The sequence below is a fragment of the Desulfococcus sp. genome (assembly GCF_050178255.1).
Taxonomy (GTDB): Bacteria; Desulfobacterota; Desulfobacteria; order Desulfobacterales; family Desulfococcaceae; genus Desulfococcus; species Desulfococcus multivorans.
The window spans coordinates 42216-62090 of record NZ_JBFXGG010000006.1 but is presented as its reverse complement, the minus strand read 5'-3'; the positions used below and the strand labels follow the sequence as shown (position 1 = coordinate 62090).

General features: G+C 54.7%; 22 protein-coding genes and 1 pseudogene. 11 read left to right on the top strand and 12 right to left on the bottom strand.

Annotated features, from left to right (window positions below; genetic code table 11):
* Together AB7S84_RS02725 and AB7S84_RS02720 are read right to left on the bottom strand one after the other, a co-directional pair.
* Positions 1-893: tRNA-queuosine alpha-mannosyltransferase domain-containing protein (locus tag AB7S84_RS02725; RefSeq protein ID WP_428152831.1), on the bottom strand; the 893-nt coding region annotated here is incomplete at its 3' end.
* Positions 894-897: 4 nt separating this feature from the next.
* Positions 898-2208, bottom strand: coding sequence for a nucleotide sugar dehydrogenase (locus AB7S84_RS02720; protein ID WP_020877108.1), 1311 nt, complete (start codon positions 2206-2208; stop codon positions 898-900).
* Between the two features lie 328 nt (positions 2209-2536).
* On the opposite strand from AB7S84_RS02720, the gene AB7S84_RS02715 reads away from it, so the two are divergent.
* Positions 2537-3061, top strand: coding sequence for an AAA family ATPase (locus tag AB7S84_RS02715; protein WP_020877107.1), 525 nt, complete (start codon positions 2537-2539; stop codon positions 3059-3061).
* On the opposite strand, the gene AB7S84_RS02710 is transcribed toward AB7S84_RS02715, so the two are convergent.
* The gene (locus AB7S84_RS02710) at positions 3056-3802 is read right to left on the bottom strand and encodes a pseudouridine synthase (RefSeq protein WP_020877106.1); all 747 of its coding nucleotides are present in this window, start codon (positions 3800-3802) and stop codon (positions 3056-3058) included. The two genes, AB7S84_RS02715 and AB7S84_RS02710, sit on opposite strands and share 6 nt — an antisense overlap.
* A 22-nt stretch (positions 3803-3824) precedes the next feature.
* Positions 3825-5009: a bifunctional glutamate N-acetyltransferase/amino-acid acetyltransferase ArgJ gene (gene argJ / locus AB7S84_RS02705; RefSeq protein WP_020877105.1), complete on the bottom strand. Its 1185-nt coding sequence runs from the start codon at positions 5007-5009 to the stop codon at positions 3825-3827.
* A gap of 264 nt (positions 5010-5273) precedes the next feature.
* On the opposite strand from argJ, the pseudogene AB7S84_RS02700 reads away from it, so the two are divergent.
* From AB7S84_RS02700 to AB7S84_RS02675, 6 genes and pseudogenes are all read left to right on the top strand, one after another.
* Positions 5274-5381: pseudogene (locus AB7S84_RS02700) on the top strand (dual CXXC motif small (seleno)protein); the annotation flags it as partial.
* A gap of 18 nt (positions 5382-5399) precedes the next feature.
* Entirely contained in the window at positions 5400-6314 is a 915-nt protein-coding gene (locus AB7S84_RS02695; RefSeq protein ID WP_020877104.1) for an AEC family transporter, read from the top strand.
* Positions 6315-6337: 23 nt separating this feature from the next.
* Positions 6338-7111: a tRNA pseudouridine(38-40) synthase TruA gene (truA, locus tag AB7S84_RS02690; RefSeq protein WP_428152830.1), complete on the top strand. Its 774-nt coding sequence runs from the start codon at positions 6338-6340 to the stop codon at positions 7109-7111.
* Positions 7081-7329 carry a hypothetical protein gene (locus AB7S84_RS02685; RefSeq protein WP_020877102.1) on the top strand — a complete coding sequence of 83 codons (249 nt, stop codon included), beginning with the start codon at positions 7081-7083 and terminating at the stop codon, positions 7327-7329. Before truA ends, AB7S84_RS02685 begins: the two co-directional genes overlap by 31 nt.
* Positions 7330-7518: 189 nt before the next feature.
* Complete coding sequence (locus AB7S84_RS02680) at positions 7519-8793, top strand: class II fructose-bisphosphate aldolase (protein ID WP_020877101.1); 1275 nt, start codon at positions 7519-7521, stop codon at positions 8791-8793.
* Positions 8780-9325, top strand: a complete 546-nt coding sequence (locus AB7S84_RS02675; protein ID WP_330216962.1) for an NUDIX hydrolase — start codon at positions 8780-8782, stop codon at positions 9323-9325. Before AB7S84_RS02680 ends, AB7S84_RS02675 begins: the two co-directional genes overlap by 14 nt.
* Positions 9326-9342: 17 nt before the next feature.
* Here the strand turns inward: AB7S84_RS02675 and AB7S84_RS02670 are convergent, their stop codons facing one another.
* Positions 9343-10233: a hydroxymethylglutaryl-CoA lyase gene (locus AB7S84_RS02670; RefSeq protein WP_020877099.1), complete on the bottom strand. Its 891-nt coding sequence runs from the start codon at positions 10231-10233 to the stop codon at positions 9343-9345.
* A gap of 294 nt (positions 10234-10527) precedes the next feature.
* Between AB7S84_RS02670 and AB7S84_RS02665 the strand changes: the two genes are divergently transcribed.
* Together AB7S84_RS02665 and AB7S84_RS02660 are read left to right on the top strand one after the other, a co-directional pair.
* Entirely contained in the window at positions 10528-11778 is a 1251-nt protein-coding gene (locus AB7S84_RS02665; protein WP_020877098.1) for a glycosyltransferase family 4 protein, read from the top strand.
* Positions 11765-12538 (top strand): class I SAM-dependent methyltransferase, encoded by a 774-nt coding sequence (locus AB7S84_RS02660; RefSeq protein ID WP_020877097.1) that lies wholly within the window; start codon positions 11765-11767, stop codon positions 12536-12538. Before AB7S84_RS02665 ends, AB7S84_RS02660 begins: the two co-directional genes overlap by 14 nt.
* Here the strand turns inward: AB7S84_RS02660 and AB7S84_RS02655 are convergent.
* Entirely contained in the window at positions 12527-12772 is a 246-nt protein-coding gene (locus AB7S84_RS02655) for a hypothetical protein (protein ID WP_020877096.1), read from the bottom strand. The genes AB7S84_RS02660 and AB7S84_RS02655 overlap by 12 nt on opposite strands.
* 565 nt (positions 12773-13337) lie before the next feature.
* Positions 13338-14729: a sigma-54 interaction domain-containing protein gene (locus AB7S84_RS02650; protein WP_020877095.1), complete on the bottom strand. Its 1392-nt coding sequence runs from the start codon at positions 14727-14729 to the stop codon at positions 13338-13340.
* 464 nt (positions 14730-15193) lie between these two features.
* Between AB7S84_RS02650 and AB7S84_RS02645 the strand changes: the two genes are divergently transcribed.
* Positions 15194-15478 carry a hypothetical protein gene (locus tag AB7S84_RS02645; RefSeq protein ID WP_040415708.1) on the top strand — a complete coding sequence of 95 codons (285 nt, stop codon included), beginning with the start codon at positions 15194-15196 and terminating at the stop codon, positions 15476-15478.
* A gap of 254 nt (positions 15479-15732) precedes the next feature.
* On the top strand, positions 15733-16368 hold the full coding sequence (gene thiE, locus AB7S84_RS02640) for a thiamine phosphate synthase (protein ID WP_159449711.1): 636 nt from the start codon (positions 15733-15735) through the stop codon (positions 16366-16368).
* A gap of 42 nt (positions 16369-16410) precedes the next feature.
* On the opposite strand, the gene htpX is transcribed toward thiE, so the two are convergent.
* From htpX to AB7S84_RS02615, 5 genes are all read right to left on the bottom strand, one after another.
* Positions 16411-17322, bottom strand: coding sequence for a zinc metalloprotease HtpX (gene htpX, locus AB7S84_RS02635; protein ID WP_020877092.1), 912 nt, complete (start codon positions 17320-17322; stop codon positions 16411-16413).
* 68 nt (positions 17323-17390) lie between these two features.
* On the bottom strand, positions 17391-17594 hold the full coding sequence (locus AB7S84_RS02630) for a hypothetical protein (protein WP_020877091.1): 204 nt from the start codon (positions 17592-17594) through the stop codon (positions 17391-17393).
* 117 nt (positions 17595-17711) lie between these two features.
* Positions 17712-19100 carry an acyl-CoA dehydrogenase family protein gene (locus tag AB7S84_RS02625; protein WP_020877090.1) on the bottom strand — a complete coding sequence of 463 codons (1389 nt, stop codon included), beginning with the start codon at positions 19098-19100 and terminating at the stop codon, positions 17712-17714.
* 100 nt (positions 19101-19200) lie between these two features.
* Complete coding sequence (locus tag AB7S84_RS02620) at positions 19201-19401, bottom strand: cold-shock protein (RefSeq protein ID WP_020877089.1); 201 nt, start codon at positions 19399-19401, stop codon at positions 19201-19203.
* A 109-nt stretch (positions 19402-19510) separates the two neighbouring features.
* Positions 19511-19666 (bottom strand): hypothetical protein, encoded by a 156-nt coding sequence (locus AB7S84_RS02615; RefSeq protein ID WP_153302749.1) that lies wholly within the window; start codon positions 19664-19666, stop codon positions 19511-19513.
* Positions 19667-19875: the final 209 nt, after the last annotated feature.

Below are 19875 nucleotides of genomic sequence, written 5' to 3'. Positions count from 1 at the left end.
GGCAGCAGGGGCAGGCATCCCGCCGCAACGGCTTCCACCACCGATATCCCGAAATTTTCCTGAAAGGCCGTGCTGACAACAATATCACCTCTGCGGAGCATGCCATGGTAGGCGTCCTTATCCGTGATATAAGCGTCGTGGACGATTCGATCCCCGAGAATCGTTCCGGCGCGGTCAAAGGCAGGAGGGATGCGCCGATACCGTTCTCCCATCAGCGCCACGCGAAAGTCGTCTCCCCGATCCAGCAGCGCGTACAATCCCTCGAAAAAGGCTTCCGGGTTCTTGTCGAACTCCCACCGATGATTCCAAACGATGAGCGGCGGACCGGTCCCTCTGGATTGAACCGGCTTTTCATACAGGGGCAGAGAGCAGCCGGGGTGGAGCACACACGCCTTTCGTCGAATCTCGCCCATCACCCAATTGGGCCGGTAGTCGGGCATCATGCCCAGAAAACCGGGAAGCCGGTCGAAAAAGGAATCGAAATGCGTCTGGGAATTGAACACCACCCGATCGGCCGCGAGGGCAGTGGTGATGTCCGTAAACCCGAACTGAGCATCAAAGGCCTCATCCGTCGCAAGGGGGTAGGTCAACTGACTTTCATGGAAATAGACCATGGCGGGGGGACAAGCGGCGCCCGCCATGGATTTGAAGTCCGCAAGGCTCATGAGTCCGCTGACGATCAACCCGTCATAAGATCCCGGCCACACGCCGCCTTTGGATGCCGGGTTGCGGAGCTTTCCCCAGAAATGGAGAGCGGCACCCCGCATACGCCATTTCCAGAACCGGGGGGGAAGCGTCACAAGATCGATCTCGTGACGGGAATGCTTGACGAGCCCCTCGGCAAAATCCCGGTGGGATCCTCCGAAAAACGGTTCCAGAAGCAGAAACCTCAAGGTGTTATAACCGCCAATATTCAATGCCCTGGGCCATTGCGTCCGAAACGCTGAAAGCGCTTTTGATATCGACGACCAGGGGCCTTCTCCCACCGCAGAGAGCCGCGATTCGGGCAAGGCCCATCTCCCGATAGGTACGGTGCATAACAGCCAGAATGACACCGTCCACCCCCGACAGGTCCTCAAGGGAAACCAGGTCCAGACCGTAGTACCGCAGGGCCTCATCGGGATCCGCCATGGGATCGTGAATTCCGACCTCGATGCCGTAGTCCCGAAGTTCGGAAACGATGTCCACCACACGGGTGTTCCGCAGGTCAGGAACGTCCTCCTTGAATGTCAGTCCGAGGACGGCGATTTTAGCCCCCCGAATGGGCTTACCCGTTTTGATGAGCATCTTGACCGTGCGCTCCGCCACGAATTTTCCCATGCCGTCGTTGATACGCCGGCCGGCGAGTATCATATCGGGGTGATATCCTATGGACTCCGCCTTGAACGTCAGATAGTAAGGATCGACGCCGATGCAGTGGCCGCCCACAAGCCCGGGTTTGAAAGGAAGAAAGTTCCACTTGGTCCCGGCCGCTTCGAGAACCTCTGTGGTGTCGATGTGCATCTTGTCGAAGATCATGGCCAGTTCGTTCATCAGCGCGATGTTGAGATCCCGCTGGGTATTTTCGATCACCTTGGCGGCTTCGGCAACCTTGATGGAGGACGCCTGATGAAGGCCGGCCTTGACCACCCGTCCGTAAATCTGAGTCAAAAGATGGAGGGTCGCTTCGTCGGATCCCGACACAATCTTCAAAATCTTGTCGAAAGTATGCTCCCTATCACCTGGATTGATGCGCTCCGGAGAGTAGCCCACCGTGAAATCACGGCCAAAGACAAGCCCCGATTCCTCCTCGAGGATGGGAACGCAGACCTCCTCCGTCGCGCCGGGGTAGACCGTAGACTCGAAGACCACGCAGCTGCCCGCCGACATGTGCCGCCCAACGATGCGGGAGGCGCCGCGAAGGGGGGATAAATCCGGAATCCGGTAGACATCAATGGGCGTCGGTACAGCTACGATGATAAAACGGCACGCAGAGAGCTCGGTCGGATCGTCCGTAAAGACAACGGTCGCGGAGGCCAATGCTTCACGAGTCACCTCCAGGGTTCGGTCGTACCCGGACGCCAGTTCCCGAATCCGCTCCGTCTTCAGATCATAACCCACCACATTAAAATGTCCGGCCAGGTGTATCGCCAGGGGAAGGCCGACATAGCCCAAACCCACAACGGCAATCTTCTCGGTTTTGTTGAATACGCCTTCTGATGTAATCATGTTGGTCTCCACATCCTGATGAAAAATAATGATGCAGTCGCAAGTCGATTTCCGAACGGTTTCGCAGAAAGTTCAACATGCCGCCTTTCCTCCAAAACCATCAATCACCGATCTCAACTTATGGTATTCAAGAATCGGCATCTTGAATGCCTCGACGGCCTTCAGTCGTCTGGATATTCCAGCCGTTGTCTGCTATAGCAGGGTCGAACTCGAGCCTCAATAAGGTTGCGGAACTTCGGTCCCATGACATACGGTGACTCGAAATCGACAAGGGGCGGCTGTCGCCCCTATTGATTTTTCCACCCGTTATCCAGGCAGTTTACATCTTATGCGCAAAACCCACTGGTGCGTCATCACCGGTGCGCCCTGTTCGGGAAAAACCACGGTTATCCTCAGCCTCGAGCGACAGGGATACAGGGTGGTGCACGAAGCCGCCCGAAAGGCTGTCGAGGAGGGGATTGCAGCAGGAATGTCCCTCAGGGAGATCCGTGAAAGCCCCCTTGACTTTCAGCGACGCATTCTGCAAGCGAAGCTCACCCTGGAGCGTAAGTTACCGACAAGGGCGACGATCTTCATCGACCGCGGCATTCCCGACAGCATTGCCTATTTTCAATTCTTCGGTCTCGACCCGGAGGAGCCCCTGGCCCACGCCCGTCACGTCCGGTATCGGCGAATCTTTTTTTTCGAACGCCTGCCCTGGATTCGGGACGGCATCCGAAACGAGAATCCCGAAACCGTTGCCCGTCTGGACACGCTCCTCCAATCGGCCTATCAAACACTGGGTTATCCGATCATCCGGGTCCCGGTCCTTCCGGCAGCGGCGCGCACTGATTATGTTCTGAATCACCTATGACCCTTGTGTCGAGGGTTTCCTCCGCGCTTCCGCCTCGGACGGCACCGGCACCCCCAGGGTGGAAATCTCGGCCGCTGTCAGATATCGCCAGGTGCCTTCGGCCAGGTTTCCCAATCGGATGCCGGCAACGCGGATTCGCTTCAGCGTCGCCACATGCCCGCCCACCTTTCGGACCATTCGTCGAACCTGGCGGTTTCGGCCTTCCTTCAGAACAATGCGAAACCGCGTCGATGAAACCCGCCGGACTCGGGCGGTCCGGGTGAGGCTTCCCATGAGCGGCACACCCTCCGCCATTTTCCTGAGAGCGCCTTCGGGCATGGGGTGGGTCGTACTGACTTCGTATTCCTTTTCATGGTCAAAGGAGGGGTGGGACAGTTGATGATGAAGACGGCCGTCGTTGGTCAGCAGCAACAGGCCCGTCGAATCCTTGTCCAGGCGACCAACGGGATAAACCCTCTGGGGGATGTCGATCAGATCCACGACGATCCGCTCACCGGGCTGATCACAGCTGGTCACATATCCCACCGGTTTGTTCAAGGCGATATAGATGAGTTGCGCCTCGAGAGACACCGGGCTGCCGTCCACGAGGACGCTGTCTTTTTCGGGATCCACTTTCACGCCGAGAACACGAACCACCGTCCCGTTGACCCGGACTCGTCCGGCCTGGATGTATGCTTCTCCCCGCCGTCTCGAGCAGACACCTGCGGCGGACAGGAATTTCTGAAGGCGCATCAATCCCATCGTTCAGCCTTCTCCATGAGGATCAGGAACGATAATCCGCATTGATTTTGACATAATCAATGGAAAAATCACAGGTCAACACCGACGCCGACGCCGGCCCCATATGGAGATCGATGGTGATGCGATATTCGTTTTTTTTCAGCACGGCCGTGGCCGCACTCTCCGCCTCGGGACCACAGCTCATTCCGTTGCGGCACATGGTCACGTCGTCAAAACGGATGTCGATGGCATCCGGCACCACCGGCACCCCCGATCGCCCGGCAGCAGCGATGATTCGGCCCCAGTTGGCATCTTCGCCGAAAAGCGCGGTCTTGACAAGATTGGAATGGGCCACGGTATCCGCCACCTGTCGGGCATCCCCTTCGGAGGCCGCCCCGACTACAGAGATATCAACCAGTTTCGTGGCCCCCTCGCCGTCTTTGACGACCATGCGGGCCAGCCCTGTCAGAACCTGATCCAGATGTCTCTGGAATGCGGCCAGGGCCTCGGGAGTCTCTATGGTCGCACCGGAGCGGCCGCCGGCCATCAACAACACGGTGTCGTTGGTGCTGGTGTCGCCGTCGACGGTGATACGGTTGAAGGATCGATCAACGCCGGCCACAAGGCTTTCCTGAAGAATCTTCGGCGGAACCGACAGATCCGTGACCACGAAACAGAGCATGGTGGCCATGTCCGGCCGGATCATGCCCGACCCTTTGGCGACCCCTGTCACGGTGTAAGGGGTTTCATCAATCTCTCCTTGAACCGTGACGACCTTGGGGACAAGATCGGTGGTCATGATCGCCTCGGCAAAATCGTCGAGACCTTCAGATGAAAGGGCTCCCGCCAGTTCGGGAACAGCGGCGAGGACGGTTTCGATGGGCATGGGCTGTCCAATGACGCCGGTCGACGCGACGCAGACGAGTTCCTCTGAAATACCCAGAGCCTCCGCCGCACGACGACACATGGCTTCGGCATCCCGAAGGCCTGCATCACCCGTGCAACAGTTGGCGTTTCCGCTATTGACAATCACGGCCTGACATCGCCCGGTTCGTATGCGATGCCGGTCCAACAATACCGGAGCAGCCTGGATCCGGTTCCGCGTGAACACTCCGGCAACGGATGCCGGGACTTCCGAAACGATCAGCCCCAGATCCTTGCCCCCTTTTTTCTTGATGCCCGCGGCAATCCCTGAAAATCTAAACCCCGCACATCTCGGTTTTTCCATATCCACCATCTCTATATTTTGACTTTCACGACGAATTGATTTAGTATTGTGAGTTTAATAAAAAGTTAATTCATCCAAAGCTTCTCATTTGACAGAATCGTATGCGCTTGTCAATCGCTTTGGCGCTTTGGATTTTGATGCACCATTGAGGCCCCAACACAGGAGGATCACTCCATGTACCGTGGTATTACACGTCGAAACAGCATGCGCTGCCCCGAATGCGGGGGGGCGCTGGACATCGGAAGAACATGACGGCAAACCTTTTTTTGCTGCAGGTTCTGCAGCCGCCGCTTCACTCTCGATCAACTCGCCGATACCATGGATGACGACCTGGAGGAACAATTGGCTGACATCCCCTGCAACCGGCTGTAACATCAGGTCCTTATACTGATGATCGTATTAAACGGCCTTTTTCCGGTCTTTGCACTTCTGGTTCTCGGAGGCGGGCTTAAGAAATTTCGTCTGACCAATGACACGTTTCTGAATACCTCGGACAGGCTGGTCTATTATATTTTTTTCCCGGTCATGCTCTTTTGGAAGATCGCCGGAGCCCGATCTGACGGCGGTATCGACTGGAACTTATGTCTGGCGGTTCTGACGACCGTATGTGTCATCTACATCCTGAGCGCCGTCTACATCCGTTTCACCGTGCCCCAATTCGAAGCCGGCTCTTTTTCCCAGAGTTGCTATCGCTTCAACACTTATATCGGCATGGCCATCATCCTCAACGCAATAGGCGAGGAAGGTGCCCGGCACTTCAGTATCATGGTGGGTTTTGCCATTCCTTTCATCAATGTCCTGGCGGTCTCCACCCTGATCTGGTATTCCGGAAAAAATTTTTCCCCGGGGAAGCGTGTTCGAATGACCGCCCGGGCATTGATTCATAACCCGCTGATTCTCGCCTGCGTCGCCGGCATTCTTTATGCCAGACTTGTCGGATACTTTCCCGTGTTCATCAACAACACCTTTAAACTGGCTGCTTCGGTCACCCTGCCTCTGGCACTCATTTCCATCGGCGGTGCACTGAACCTTGAAACCCTCAAAGGACACCTGAAATTGTCTCTGGTTGCAGCGTTCGCCAAACTCCTTATCTTTCCGATAGTCGGCTATATTTGCCTGAAGTATTACGGCGTTTCAGACATTCCTTTCAAAGTGGGGATGATCTTCTTCGCACTGCCGACCTCCACGGCCATTTACGTGTTGTCCTCACAGCTCAACAGCAGCACGGATCTGGCATCGGCAACCATCGCGATGTCGACGGTTCTGTCGTTCATGTCCCTGTCCATTGTGCTGCTGTTGCCGTGAGGGGTAAGGTGAAGAATTTCAGAATGACCATTGAATACGACGGCGGCGGTTTCGCCGGCTGGCAATACCAACCTCGCCGGAGGACCGTCCAGGGCGAAATCGAGTCGGCCTTGGAGACCATGGTCGGAGTACCGGTTCGCCTTGCCGCCTCCGGAAGAACCGACGCCGGCGTCCATGCCTTGGGACAGGTTGCCGGTTTTCGCTGTGAAACCCGACTTTCACCGGAAATTATCCAGAAAGGACTGAACAGCATGCTGGACGGTGACATCGTGATTCGGGACTGCCGTGAAGCCCCCGACGGTTTTCACGCTCGTTTCGATGCAAAGGGCAAGACCTACCATTACCACATCCTGAACCATGCACTACCCTCTGCCATCCACAGACGACATGTCTGGTTCATCCGTCGACCGCTGGACACGACCGCCATGCAGGAGGCCGCCGACCACCTCCTGGGAGAACATGATTTCAGCGCGTTCGAGGGTGCCGGAAGTCCTCGATCCCATTCGATCCGGTGCATCACTGAGGCGAATCTCATGAAAAGTGTCGAGGGGATCATCGTTTTCCAGATTTCCGCCAACGGCTTCCTGCGCTTCATGGTAAGAAATATCGTCGGAAGCCTGGTGGATGTCGGGCACCGCAAGACGACCCCGGCCCGGTTCAAAAGAATACTGGATTCCCGGGATCGACGATGTGCCGGCGCCACGGCCCCGCCCCAAGGGCTTTTCCTTATGCAGGTCTGGTATGCCGGCGAGGAGGTTCAGCCGTCATGGCGACAAAAAAATCATCTGCCGACATGAGTTTCATTCGTACCGCCGTCATCGAAAATGCTATCGAAGCCCAGGTCGTTAGCAACGTCCTCCGACAGGAGGACATCCCCCATGAATTGCGAAGCTATCACGACACCGCCTACGACGGCCTTTTCCAGATGCAACTGGGGTGGGGAGAGCTCCGCACGCCGGAAGTTTTCAGAGAACAAGTCCTTGACATTCTGAGGGAAATCCGGGGGGAGAATTAGAACGTCATTTTTTTTCGTGAGATGTCATAAGCACTACCCATCCACAGACGTCGTACGTTTTTTTCCGCTGATCTCATTGAATTTGCCTGAAGATGCGCTACTATATTTGATATGTTTCATAATAGATGCCTTTGCAATGACCGCGAAACCGTCACAATTATCTTTTAACGCCATAAAGGAGGTTCACCAATGACAGATTTTGAACGCGCCCTGGACATCGGTCGCCCCCCCAACGTCAAAAAAATTTTTCCCCACTCCAAAGCGCTGCTCGTCAGCGGCAAATTCATCGATCTGGCGATGATCCAAAAGGGCCACGCCATCTGTATGGCGGCCAACGGCCGGAATCATTTTATCATCCGCGGCGTCCTGGCTGCGGCTCAGCGGGCCAACAGCGCGGTGATCATCGAAATCGCCCGCTCCGAAGGCGGTGCCTCCGCCTATTGCGGAGTCAACTTCTGGAACATCGCCCGACAGGTTGATGCTGTCTGCAACGAACTCGGCATCACTATCCCCGTGGCGGTTCATGCAGATCATTACGGCATTAAAAAAACCGCCGATATCACTCCGGCCAGGATCGAAATTCCCTCCATTTTCGACGCCGGGATCACTTCCATCGCCATTGACGCCTCCCACATGCCCGATGACGAAAACCTTCTGGCCAGCATCGACATCATCAAAAGCGTCGTGCCGGCCTGGGCCGGTCTGGAAACCGAGGTGGGTGAGATCAAGGGCAAGGAAGGGCTTTCCACCGTAGACGAGGCCCGCTTTCTTATCCAGGGGCTCAACGCCCATGATATTTTCCCCAACTGGATCGCTCTTAACAACGGCACAACCCACGGTATCCAGGCAAGCGATCAGGGCATCCAAGTGGAACTGACCGCAGAGATCCATGCCGCACTGGAAAAATATCGGGTTTCCGGAGCCCAGCACGGCACCTCCGGCAATGATTCCGAGAGACTTCGTGAGATCGCCCAGAAGACCCGGACTACCAAGGCAAATGTCGCCACGGCCCTGCAGATGATCTCCTGGGGCGTGTCGGTAAACGATTACGGCAACGCCATCATGGACGCCGATGGTAATTTTATTAAGGTGAAGGACGAAGGGGTTTCCGAGGAGATGTGGGCCGATATGATCGCCTATGCCGCCGCTCAAGGCTGGAAGGGCGGCAATTTCAAAAAGCTGAATTTGCCTTTTGAAAACAAGCTGCTGGGACAACCTCGTGAAATTCGTGAACGCATGTCCCGTCGCGTGGAGGACTTCGCCTACACCATGATGACCCGCGTCTTCAACGCCGGGGATACGGCGGATATCGCCATCGAAACCATACTGAAGACCGGCAGCCATGATCCAGGTCCCAAGGCTGAACGGATCGAGGACCCCGCCGCGTGGACCCCCGAGAGCATCCATGAACGCGGTGCCCTGCTGACCGGCAGCAAGGGACCTAAAGGAGATTTCGACGATTAACGGCATCCTTGAAAAAATATACTGTCCCTTCTGTCGTCATCCACTGATCCGGAAGGATTGGGAGGGACGTCGGCGCCTCTTCTGCATTCGATGCGACGCGCCCCTCTATGAGAATCCCATCCCCGCCGCCTGCGTCATCACCGTCGACGGCGAGGGCCGTCTTCTTTTGGTTCGGCGCGGGGTTGAACCCAAACGGGGCCTTTGGTGCCTTCCCGGGGGATATATGGAACTGGGAGAGACACCAGAGGAGACGGCTTTGAGGGAACTCAGGGAGGAAACGGGCCTTGTCGGCCGCATCGACCGCATCCTGGACGCCGACGCCAATCCCAGCAGAATCTATCACACAGTGGCCCTGGTATGTTACCTGGTGAAGGAATTCCACGGCAGGCCGGTCCCGGGCGACGATGCAGACGATGTCGGTTTCTTTCTTCCCGCAGCGTTGCCGGAACTGGCCTTCAGCAGCCACCGGAAATTCATTCGTCGATACCATGCACGGGAGGGACAATCGCCGCTTTACCCCCCTGGCGGATGACACTTTTGGCGACAGCATCAAGCCATCCGGTAGAGTTTGCCCGGCAAGTCACGACCCAAAAAGGCGGACAGGCGCCGCGTGCAGGACGCCACCGCCTTCCAGTCTACACCCGTTTCGACGCCCATTGCCGACATCAGGTAAGCGGTGTCCTCCGTCGCAATGTTTCCGGCAGCCCCGGGGACAAAAGGGCAGCCACCCATTCCCCCCAGGGCGGTGTCAAAGAAAGAGACACCGCACCGAAGCCCGACGGCCGCATTGACCAGGCCCAGACCCCGGGTGTCATGGAGATGGAGGCCGACGGGAAGATCGAGGTTCGCCGTGTCGAATTCACGAAGCATTCGTTCCACCGCAGGCGGCGTTCCCATTCCCGTTGTGTCGGCCAGCGTCAGCCGCGCCACACCGGCAGCCGTGAACATTCGGGCGGCGTCCAGGACACGCGACATCGAAATCTCACCTTCGAAAACGCACCCAAAGGCGCACTGAACGCTGGCCGTTACCGTCATGCCGGCGGCGGCCGCAATGGAAGCCATATTTTCTCCCTCCCGTAAGGCCGATGCGTAGGACAGACCCGCATTCCTTCGACTGTGGGCATCACTTGCGGAAATCGACACCTCGATACACTTCAGACCGGACAGCCAAGCGCGTTCCACCCCAACCGCATTCAACGCCAAACCGAAAAATGTCACCGAAGGCATCTGTGGGAGTCGCCGGACAAGATCATCGGCATCAGCCATCTGGGGCACCCGCCGGGGATTGACGAAAGACGCCACTTGAATGTATTTGAGTCCGGATGCCGCCAGGCGGGTGATCATCTCAAGCTTGAGGTCCGTAGGAATAATTTTGGGTTCCAGCTGGAAGCCGTCGCGAGGGCCCACTTCCACCAGGGTGACCTTTTCGGGGATCGCCATAAGCCTCTTCCATTGAGTCGCTTTTACAATAGATATAAGATGCAAACCATTCCAGATCAACATCACGGAAAACGAAAAAAATCCAGGCGCGCAGTTCATGCGCTCGGGAAGCCGCTCTATGAATCACGCCTGTTTTAGGAAACGACGGCATGACCGGTCAAGAAAAAACAGCGCCGCTATCCCCCATTATCCATGAAAAAGCACTTGACGAAAACGAAAGGAGCGCTGTAAGACCCTCGCCAATCGCCATTCCCTCTGGGAAGGTTCAATACCTTTGAAAGGAAAAAGGATGTCATGCCGGAACGTCACCGGAGGCCGCTGAGAGTCTGCCTGCTCAGTTATCGGAGCAACCCTCATTGCGGCGGGCAAGGGGTTTATATCCGACATCTGAGCAAGGCGCTCACGAATCTCGGGCATCAAGTGGATGTCATTTCCGGACCGCCGCTGCCGATCCTGGATAAAAGAGTCCGTATTATCTACCTGCCCGGTCTGGATCTCTACAACCCTGAAAATCTGTTCAGAACGCCTTCCCTCCGAGAACTCCGGGATCCGATCAACCTGCTGGAATGGACCGGCGTCTCCACCATGGGGTTTCCCGAACCCATGACCTTTGGCATTCGCGCCTTTCAGTTTCTACGAAACCGGCTGGACCGATATGACATTATCCATGACAACCAGAGCCTTTCTTACGGGGTGTGGGCACTCAAAAACCGAATACCCGCCATTGTCACGATCCATCATCCCATCACCGTTGACCGGGATGTGGCGGTCCGATCGGTTCGATCATGGTGGAAAAAATTGAAGCACCGACGATGGTATTCATTCATCGGGATGCAAATCCGGGTAGCCCGGAAATTCTCCCGCATCATCACCGTATCCGAGCGAACCAGAGCAGACATCAGCCGGGAGTTTTCCATCCCCGACCACCGCTTCAGGGTTATTCCCAACGGTATTGACACCGACGTGTTCCACCCCGTTCCTGAAATCCGTCGGGATCCCCGTCGGATCATCGTGACCAACAGCGCCGACATGCCCTTGAAAGGACTCTATTATCTCCTTCAAGCCATCGCAGATATCGCTGGGAAAACCCCGGATCTGAAACTCATCGTCGTCGGAACGCCCAAAAGGAACGGCGGTGTCGTCAAGCTTATCCGCAGACTCGGCATCGGAGATCACATCCGCTTCACCGGAAGAATCACCGACGCGGCGTTTGTTATTGAGTATGCAAAAGCCGGAATGGCCGTCGTACCCTCCGTATATGAAGGATTTGGTCTTCCGGCGGGAGAGGCGATGGCCTGTGGTGTCCCTGTCATTTCGACCACCGGCGGTGCTCTGCCGGAAGTGGTTGGGGATGCCGGCATACTGGTACCTCCGGCCGATCCCGATGCCCTCGGCCTGGCGATTCAGCGGCTGATGGACAATCCTGACCACGCGTGGGAACTGGGGATGAAAGGACGCAAACGGGTTCAGGAAAATTTTACGTGGCAGGAAGCCGCCGTCAAAACGGCGATCGCTTATCAGGAGGTGATTGATGATTACCGTTGATTTCAGACGGATTCCCATCAAACCCGGTCATCGGATTCTGGATGTCGGTTGTGGCACGGGCCGCCACATGGCGGAAACCGTCCGCCGTCCGGATACGATGACCGTGGGAACCGACATCAACGGAAAGGATCTTCTGGACGCCAGAAACCGTTTGGCCGAGCTGGACAAAATCGGAGAGATTCGAGGTTTGTGGCGGCTGGGAATAGCCGATATCACTGCCCTGCCCTTCGCCGACGCCGCCTTCGATCTCGTGATCTGCTCCGAAGTATTGGAACACATCCCTGCTCACCGGGCCGCCGTCACCGAACTCGTTCGCGTCCTGAAACCCGGCGGCGATCTCGTTATCAGCGTACCCTGCTATCTTCCTGAAAAAATATGCTGGACACTCTCAAAAACCTATCGATCAACCCCCGGAGGCCATATCCGGATTTACAGCCGCGAAGCGATACAGCACCTCATCACCGCATCGAAGGTCCAGCTGCAAGGATGTCATCGCGCCCATAGCCTCCATGTTCCCTACTGGTGGTTGAAATGCCTTCTGGGTCTTCATCGGACCGACCGGCTTCTTGTCAATACGTATCATCGCTTCCTGGTGTGGGACATGATGCGGCATCCCAAGGTCACCCGCTTTCTGGAACAGTTGTTGAATGTCGTGATGGGGAAAAGCCTCGTGGTTTACGGCAGGAAAAGCACCCTTCATCCGCCGTCGCGCCAACCGTCCATTCCTCGACACAGGTTGCCGTCACATCTAATAGGATGAGGTGTTCTGACACTCCGAAATGCCGAATTCCTCCCGCTCTTCCTCCATCTCCACCGAATGATGGCTGACCCGGTGATGGCAGGAGGGGCAGTAAAAATAATTCGGAGAGGGATCCTTTCCGCAAATCTTGCATTTGCGCGCCGATTTTTTCCTGGGCTTCAGTCCGCGGACAGGTTCATCGGCATATGCCAAAGGACCCGATTTTTTCTTTTGTTCTTTTCGTATCACTCTCATATCTCCCTTCCTCTCAAATCAAATCCTGTCGCCGGACGGCATAAACAAGCATCCAATCAAAAAATATACCCACAGCATCACGTCAAGAAATCGATTGACGTCTTGGAAGCGCTGACATCATAACAGCTTAATTGTCAGGACATCGATGGTGGATACATCGTTCCATCCTGTAGCGTCAAACTACAGCAACGAACGTGCCAACGGTTTAATAGATTGGTGATTGCCGGACATTTGACTTATGAAAGGCGCGTCACACCGATGAAACCATCTATCACGAGAACAAATCCAGGAGGATCGCTTAAAAAAAATCCTGTGCTGTTGGGATGAAATTTGCCTTTGACTTCGAAGATATCATCGCAGGAGTGCCCCTTGGACCGTCGTTCCTGTTGTCGAGGAGCTTTCGCTTGTTTATGCGCTGGGAGTTGTCGGCGGGAATGTCATCGGGATAATTGTCGAACGAAAGCCGGCATTCGGGAAGATCGTGCCTGGAATTACTTCGACCAAGCGGAGAAATGTCTTAGCCAATAAATTGATATTCCGACTGAAAGTTGCCATGGAACGATAGCTATTTGAAAACCTCTTTTCTAAGAGCGTATTTCAACATCAGTTTGCTTAACTGCCGTGTGCTGACGCCGGCATCCGCAGCGGCACTTTTAACCCTTCCCCTGTGCCGTGCCAAAAGCTCCGTCAGGTACTGCTTTTCAAAAACCTCGACAGCCCGACGCCGCCCCTCAGCCAGGGAGGCACCCGAATGGATTGTCTTTGTCGCCGCTTCAGCCTCAATCAATTCCACCGAAAAACTTTCAGGTGTCAGCAACCTGGAGGTTTCCACGATATAGGCTCGCTCGATCAGATTTTCGAGTTCCCGGATGTTTCCAGGCCAGCTGTAATGCATCAATGCATCAATGACCGACGGATGCGCTCCCTTGATCTCCTTGCAATAGAGCCGATTCAATTTTTTAAGGAACATTTCCACGAAAAAAGGAATGTCCTCGAGCCGCTTTCGTAACGGGGGAATCTCGATGGGGAAAACATTGAGGCGATAGTACAGATCTTTCCGAAACTGTCCCTCCTGGCTCATCTGTTTCAGATCGGCGTTCGTAGCGGCGATCACCCTGGCCTGGGTCTTCAGTTCCTCCTCTCCACCCAGTCTGCTGAAGGTTCCGTCCTGGAGAACCTGAAGCAGTTTGATTTGAATGAGAGGCGTGACGGTACCGATCTCATCCAGAAAAATCGTACCTTCACTTGCGATTTCGAACTTTCCGAGTTTCCTGTGACCAGCGCCGGTGAATGCGCCTTTCTCATGGCCAAACAGTTCATTTTCCACCAGGGTTTCCGGAATTGCACCGCAATGGACACTGATAAACTGCGCATTCTTACGATGACTCTGGCGATGGATCAATCTCGCCAGAACCCCTTTCCCGACACCGGTCTCTCCCACCAACAGTATGGGGGTCCGTGTCGGAGCAACCATCCGGATGCTGTTAAACACCTTGATCATGGCCGTATTTTGAGAATCGATGAGCTCATAGGCCGCCTCCTGGAAATGACGCTCTCTTAGATAAGCCAATTCGGAGGCAAGCATCATCGACTCCCGAAGGTTTTTCAGCACCAGGGCGACCTCCTCCGGTTCAACGGGATAGGTAAGATAGTCGGCGGCCCCGAATTTCAATGCCTTGACCATCTGTCGGATTTGGCTTTTGGAAGACATAACGATAAATTCAGAGGCCTCATGCCCCTTGCGAAAGACGGTCAGCGCTTCATCGATCGGTAAATCCGGATAGGACGCCTGAAGGATATCGATATCGATGAACACGAATTCATAGGAATTTTTCTTTAAGAAGGTCATCGCACGGGATGGGTTTGCAGCCCTATCGACCCGGCTATCCTTCGGAAAAGCGGATATGATGGCCTGAAGGGCTTCCTTGTTCCGGCAAATCACAAGAACGGACTCCATTGATACTCCCAAATCCTATCGATCCACCTGTAAACCGGGTCTTTTTGAACACTCCGGAATTTAAAGTTCCTCTTTTATGTTGCTTTCACGCCAAATTCAACTGCAATCCGGCGGCATCTCAATTTTTTATCAGACCATACCCCTGATTCGTCGGCAGCAAGCGCCGCCCGACCCCGACGTCATCTGATTCGATGATCTCACAGGCCTTGGAGACCGGAACTTCCAGTTCACATGCCATGGCAATTCGGAATTCCGGGTTCCTGTAACACCATCAAATTCAGGCGCCTTCAGACGGGGCTTCAAAACGGGGATGAATCGGATCATGGGCAGAATCTTTTTATAAGATTTGTTTCACTTAAATCTCTTTTTGACTTTTGATTTAATTTGTCGGCATATTATTTGCTGTGCCCTTTTTAAGGATTCGATTCGGCTTGAAACCAACGCTGCAATGATAAAAAGGGTGGATGATGAAGAACAAAAATAGAAGAGAAACACATACGGTAGAAGGCATATTGATCCCCTGTGCGTGGGACGATGAGGGCATTGTCCTTGAGATGGAGATCCAGACCACAAACGAAGAGACTTACAGCATTGAAAACAGCGAATTTTTTCTGAACATGGTGGGGAAATGCATCCAGGCGTCAGGGCCGATTATCACCAGCAAAAAGGGGGACAAACGTATTTTCATAAAAAAAATCGCCGTTACGGAAAATGACGGCAGAGAAGCGGCGCCGACGGCCCCTCTGTGAATTTCATTCTTTTTTGGAATTGGGCCGCTCAGGAGATGCTATCACTTTTGCCGGTTTGTTCCGGCAATTGCATAACGGCTTGTTTTTTTAGCCACAACAAGATATATTCTTTATGTATATTCCAGACACTCGCTTGCTTCGGCACTGGCATAGAGAGCAGAATGGTCTCGGATACAGCTGGAGCGGCACTGTCTGAAATTTCTCGGAAATTTTTACGGAACGGTAGATAAATGAAGTGTCGCCCACTTAGGAAAATGTTGCGTTTCTACTTCATTACGGACGACAACGCACCGAGCTGTCCCCCCATACAACAGACCCGGATCGCTCTTGGTGCAGGGGCAACGATGATCCAATACCGCAACAAGTCATTTTCCGACGCTTTTTTGCCCGAAATCCTTCAAATCCGATGGCTCTGCAGCGAGTGGGGCATCCCATTAGTCATCAACGACGACATAGGCTTGGCCGAACGCGTGGGGGCCGACGGTATTCACGTCGGCCAGGAGGATATATCCCCCACTGTCGCGCGCCAACGGTTGGGCGGGGAGGCCATTATCGGTGTCTCCGTCTCAAATCTCGATGAGCTGCGTAACACCGACCTGTCGTCATGCGATTACATCGGCACCGGCCCGATCTTTCCCACCGGCACCAAAACCGATGCCAAGGCGGTCAAAGGGCTTTCAGGGCTCAAGGCCATCGTCGATGCCGCTCCTCTCCCTGTAGTAGCCATTGGGGGCATCACCGCTCACAACACCCGCGCCTGTCTCGATACCGGTGCAGCCGGGATCGCGGTCATCAGCTTCATTTCGAGGGCCCCGGACCCGAAAGCCAACGCCGTTGTTTTGGGTCAAGCCTGCGGTATTTTCGAATCTCATCAGTCTCAAAATCCGTGACGTCCTTTCCACCATGCCGGCCGATTCCGTCACAAAGCCGAATCAACCCGAAAGGCGCTCCCATATGTTTTCAGGCTCCTTCACGGTGCCGCGTTTTCCGTTGCCCCCAACCGATCGCTTTCGAAGCCTTGCAATTCGATCCGCCAGAGGTGGATGGGTGGAAAACAAGTGCATCAAGCCACGTCCCGAAAGCGGATTGACAATGAACATGTGTGCGGTTTCGGGCCGTGCAGGCATGGGCAGTTGCCCGGCATAAGCGCCCAGTTTCTCCAGTGCCCGGCTCAGGCCGTCAGGGCTGCCGACCAGTTGCGCTGCGGTTTCATCCGCCAGATATTCCCGGGACCGGCTGATCCCCATCTGAATGAGGAGGGCCGCAACGGGTGCCAGAATCGACATCACGATCAAGCCGACGCCGCCAAGACCGCCGCCCTTTTCGTTGTCTCTGAACCCGCCGAAAACGGCAGACCATCGGGCCATGTCGGCCAGCAGCATCACAGCACCGGCCATGGTCGCCGCAATGGATCCGATGAGGATGTCCCTGTTCCGAACATGACCCAGTTCATGGGCGAGGACCCCCATGATCTCTTCTCGATCCATGAGGTGAATGAGCCCCTCGGTCACCGCTACCACTGCGTTATCGGGATTCCGGCCTGTTGCGAAGGCGTTTGGCGCCTCCGCCGGGATAACGTAGATACGGGGCATAGGCAATCCCGCCCGTTCGGCCAGGATCCGCACGATATCGTAAAGCTCCGGAGCTTCCCCCGGGGTGATCTCCCTGGCCCGGTACATGCCCAGAACGATCCGGTCGGAAAACCAGTAACTGAAAAAATTCATGCCGGCTGCCAGAATCAGGGCCGTTATCATGCCGCCTCGACCGCCGATCAGCCCCCCGATTCCCACCAAAAAGGCCGTCATGACCCCCAAAAGTATGGTCGTCCGTATCTGGTTCCCCATCGTTTTTCGCTCCTCCAATAACGCTGAAGGCCGCACTGTATGGGTGCGGCCTTTGTCAAAGTTGTTGATCAGGATATTATCGACTGTCCGGCAGTGGATCCCCCGGTAAAGATACAATCGGCATGCATGGTGCTGTTTTCGGAATCCCGGCTGTAAGCACAGGATTGCACGCACCAATTCTCCGAGCGCTTCCGGTTCAGGTACTGCGTGAATTCCGTCTCGAACTCATCGCTTCCGCTGCTGAATTTTTCGTAATGATAACGGCAGTCCATACAGACCTCCTTTGTTTTGAGGTTTAGCCTTAATTTTAAGACGATTACCTCAAAAATCAAGGCGGCTCGACGGAAATTGGCGAGGCGGACCGAATTCGGAAGGTTCCGCGTGCGGTGTCACTGAGGCAACGATCCGGCGTCTTCGGATTCGGAATCCTTCCGACGGTTCAGCCCTTTGGGGGAATAGGGCTTGAATGCCGTTTCCGGAAAAAAACAGTAGGGACACTCCTGAGGCGGCTTATCCCCATAATGAACATAACCGCACATCCGGCAACGCCAGATCCCCTGGCCTTCGACCTCGGCCTGGAAAGGCGTTTTCGCCCGCATAACGGGCAGATCCTCAAGTAGGGGCATGACCGGTGAATAAACCTTCATGGCATGGCCGGCCACGATCGTTCGCTGTACTTCGCTCGTGCCCTCGTAAATCCGGTACAATCGGATATCCCGAAGAAACTTTTCGATGGGAAACATTTGCGTATAACCGTATCCGCCAAAGACCTGGAGCGCCTCGTTAGCCACATCGAGGGCTGACTCTGTGGCGTAAAATTTGGCGATGGAGGCGGATAGGGTCGGATCCATCCCGTTGTCAGCCTCCCAGGCCGATTTCCAGACCAGAAGCCGCGACGTTTCGATCTTCTGGTACATCTCCGCTATTTTGAACTGAAGCGACTGAAAATCGCCAATCGGTACGCCGAACGCCTTTCTCCCCTTGACGTAGTCAATGGCAAATTCCATACATGATCGAGCGGCTCCGACTGCGAAAGCACCAATGATGGGGCGGGTTCTTGAAAATGTCTTCATCGCCAGAGTAAATCCTTCACCCGGCTCGGCAATGACGTTTTCCTTCGGCACCCGAACCGCCTTCAGATTCAGCGCGGTGGTGTTCGAACACCGCTGGCCCATCTTGGGGATCGGGCGTCCGACGGAAACCCCCGCCCATTCTTTCTCGACGACAAAGGCACAGATACCGTCGTGCTTGCGTTTGGGGTCCACGGTAGCGAAGATGGTCATATAGTCGGCGACACCGCCGTTGGTAATCCAATACTTCGTTCCATTCAAGATGTAGTCTTCCCCGTCTTTTTGGGCGCGACACCGGATTCCCGACACGTCACTCCCCATGGTCGGCTCAGATGTGGCGAAGCATATCAGTTTGAACTCATTTGCAATCCTGGGAAGATACTTTGCCTTCACCTTTTCATTTTTCGATAGGAATAAGGGTTCCATGCCCAAGGAATTGTCAAAAAGAGAGGTTGCCACCCCCGGGCAGGCTGCCGCGATCTCCTCGGTAATCAGGGCTGCTTCAATGAGACCCAGTCCCTTTCCGCCATATTCCCGCGGGATGTCGGTATTCATGATTCCCCGTTCAAAGGCCTTTTTAAGGACATCGATGGGGATGCCGTCCTTTTCGTCGTAATGCCATGCAACCGGCAGCACTTCCTCCAGAGAAAAACGCCTCGCCGATTGTCTCAGCCTTTCCTGTTCCTCGCTTAAGCGAAAATTCAACACGGGTGATCTCCTTGATAACGGCACAGTTGTGAGAAAAAACAAAAAAGGCATCCAAGCGAGGAAGCCGGGATGCCTGATAAACGGATATGGTTATGGATGGCTATATCTTGACGACATTTGCTGCCGCAGGCCCTTTATCGCCGTTTTCAATCTCAAAGGAAACCCGATCTCCTTCATTCAAGGATTTGTAGCCGCCCATGTTGATCGCAGAGTAGTGAACGAAGACGTCGCCCCCCTCGTCCTTCTCGATAAAGCCGTAGCCTTTTTTATCATTGAACCATTTCACGACGCCGTTTGCCATAAGTCTACCTCCATGATTATGAATCCCCTGATAGCTGAACCGTTCCCGGAAAACGGATGATTCTGGAGCGGTCCATATGGACATAAGAGGCTTTCGCTCGAAGAACCTCCTAATTCAAAGCGTAGATCCGTTTATCCTTTTCTCCCTTTCTTCGACGAATGACGTTGCACGGCACCTTGGGTGCCGAAATTTTCCGGGCATCGTCTTTCTTTAACTCGTCTTCAATCAGCTTCCGCAGTTTTTCTTCAATTTCAGTTCGTTTCACAATATCCATTCGTTCCTCAATTCTTTCTTTTGAATACGCTGCAACACCATACAAATCAGACCACGATAAATCGATTTATCGATACAATCATCAGGGAGAATGCAACATTACAATAAAGGGGCAGGTGGTACATATAGGCATATATCCGGCAGGACGGTCCAGCCCGTAGACGGCGGTTTCATTTATGCGGGAATCACTCCAGGAATCTT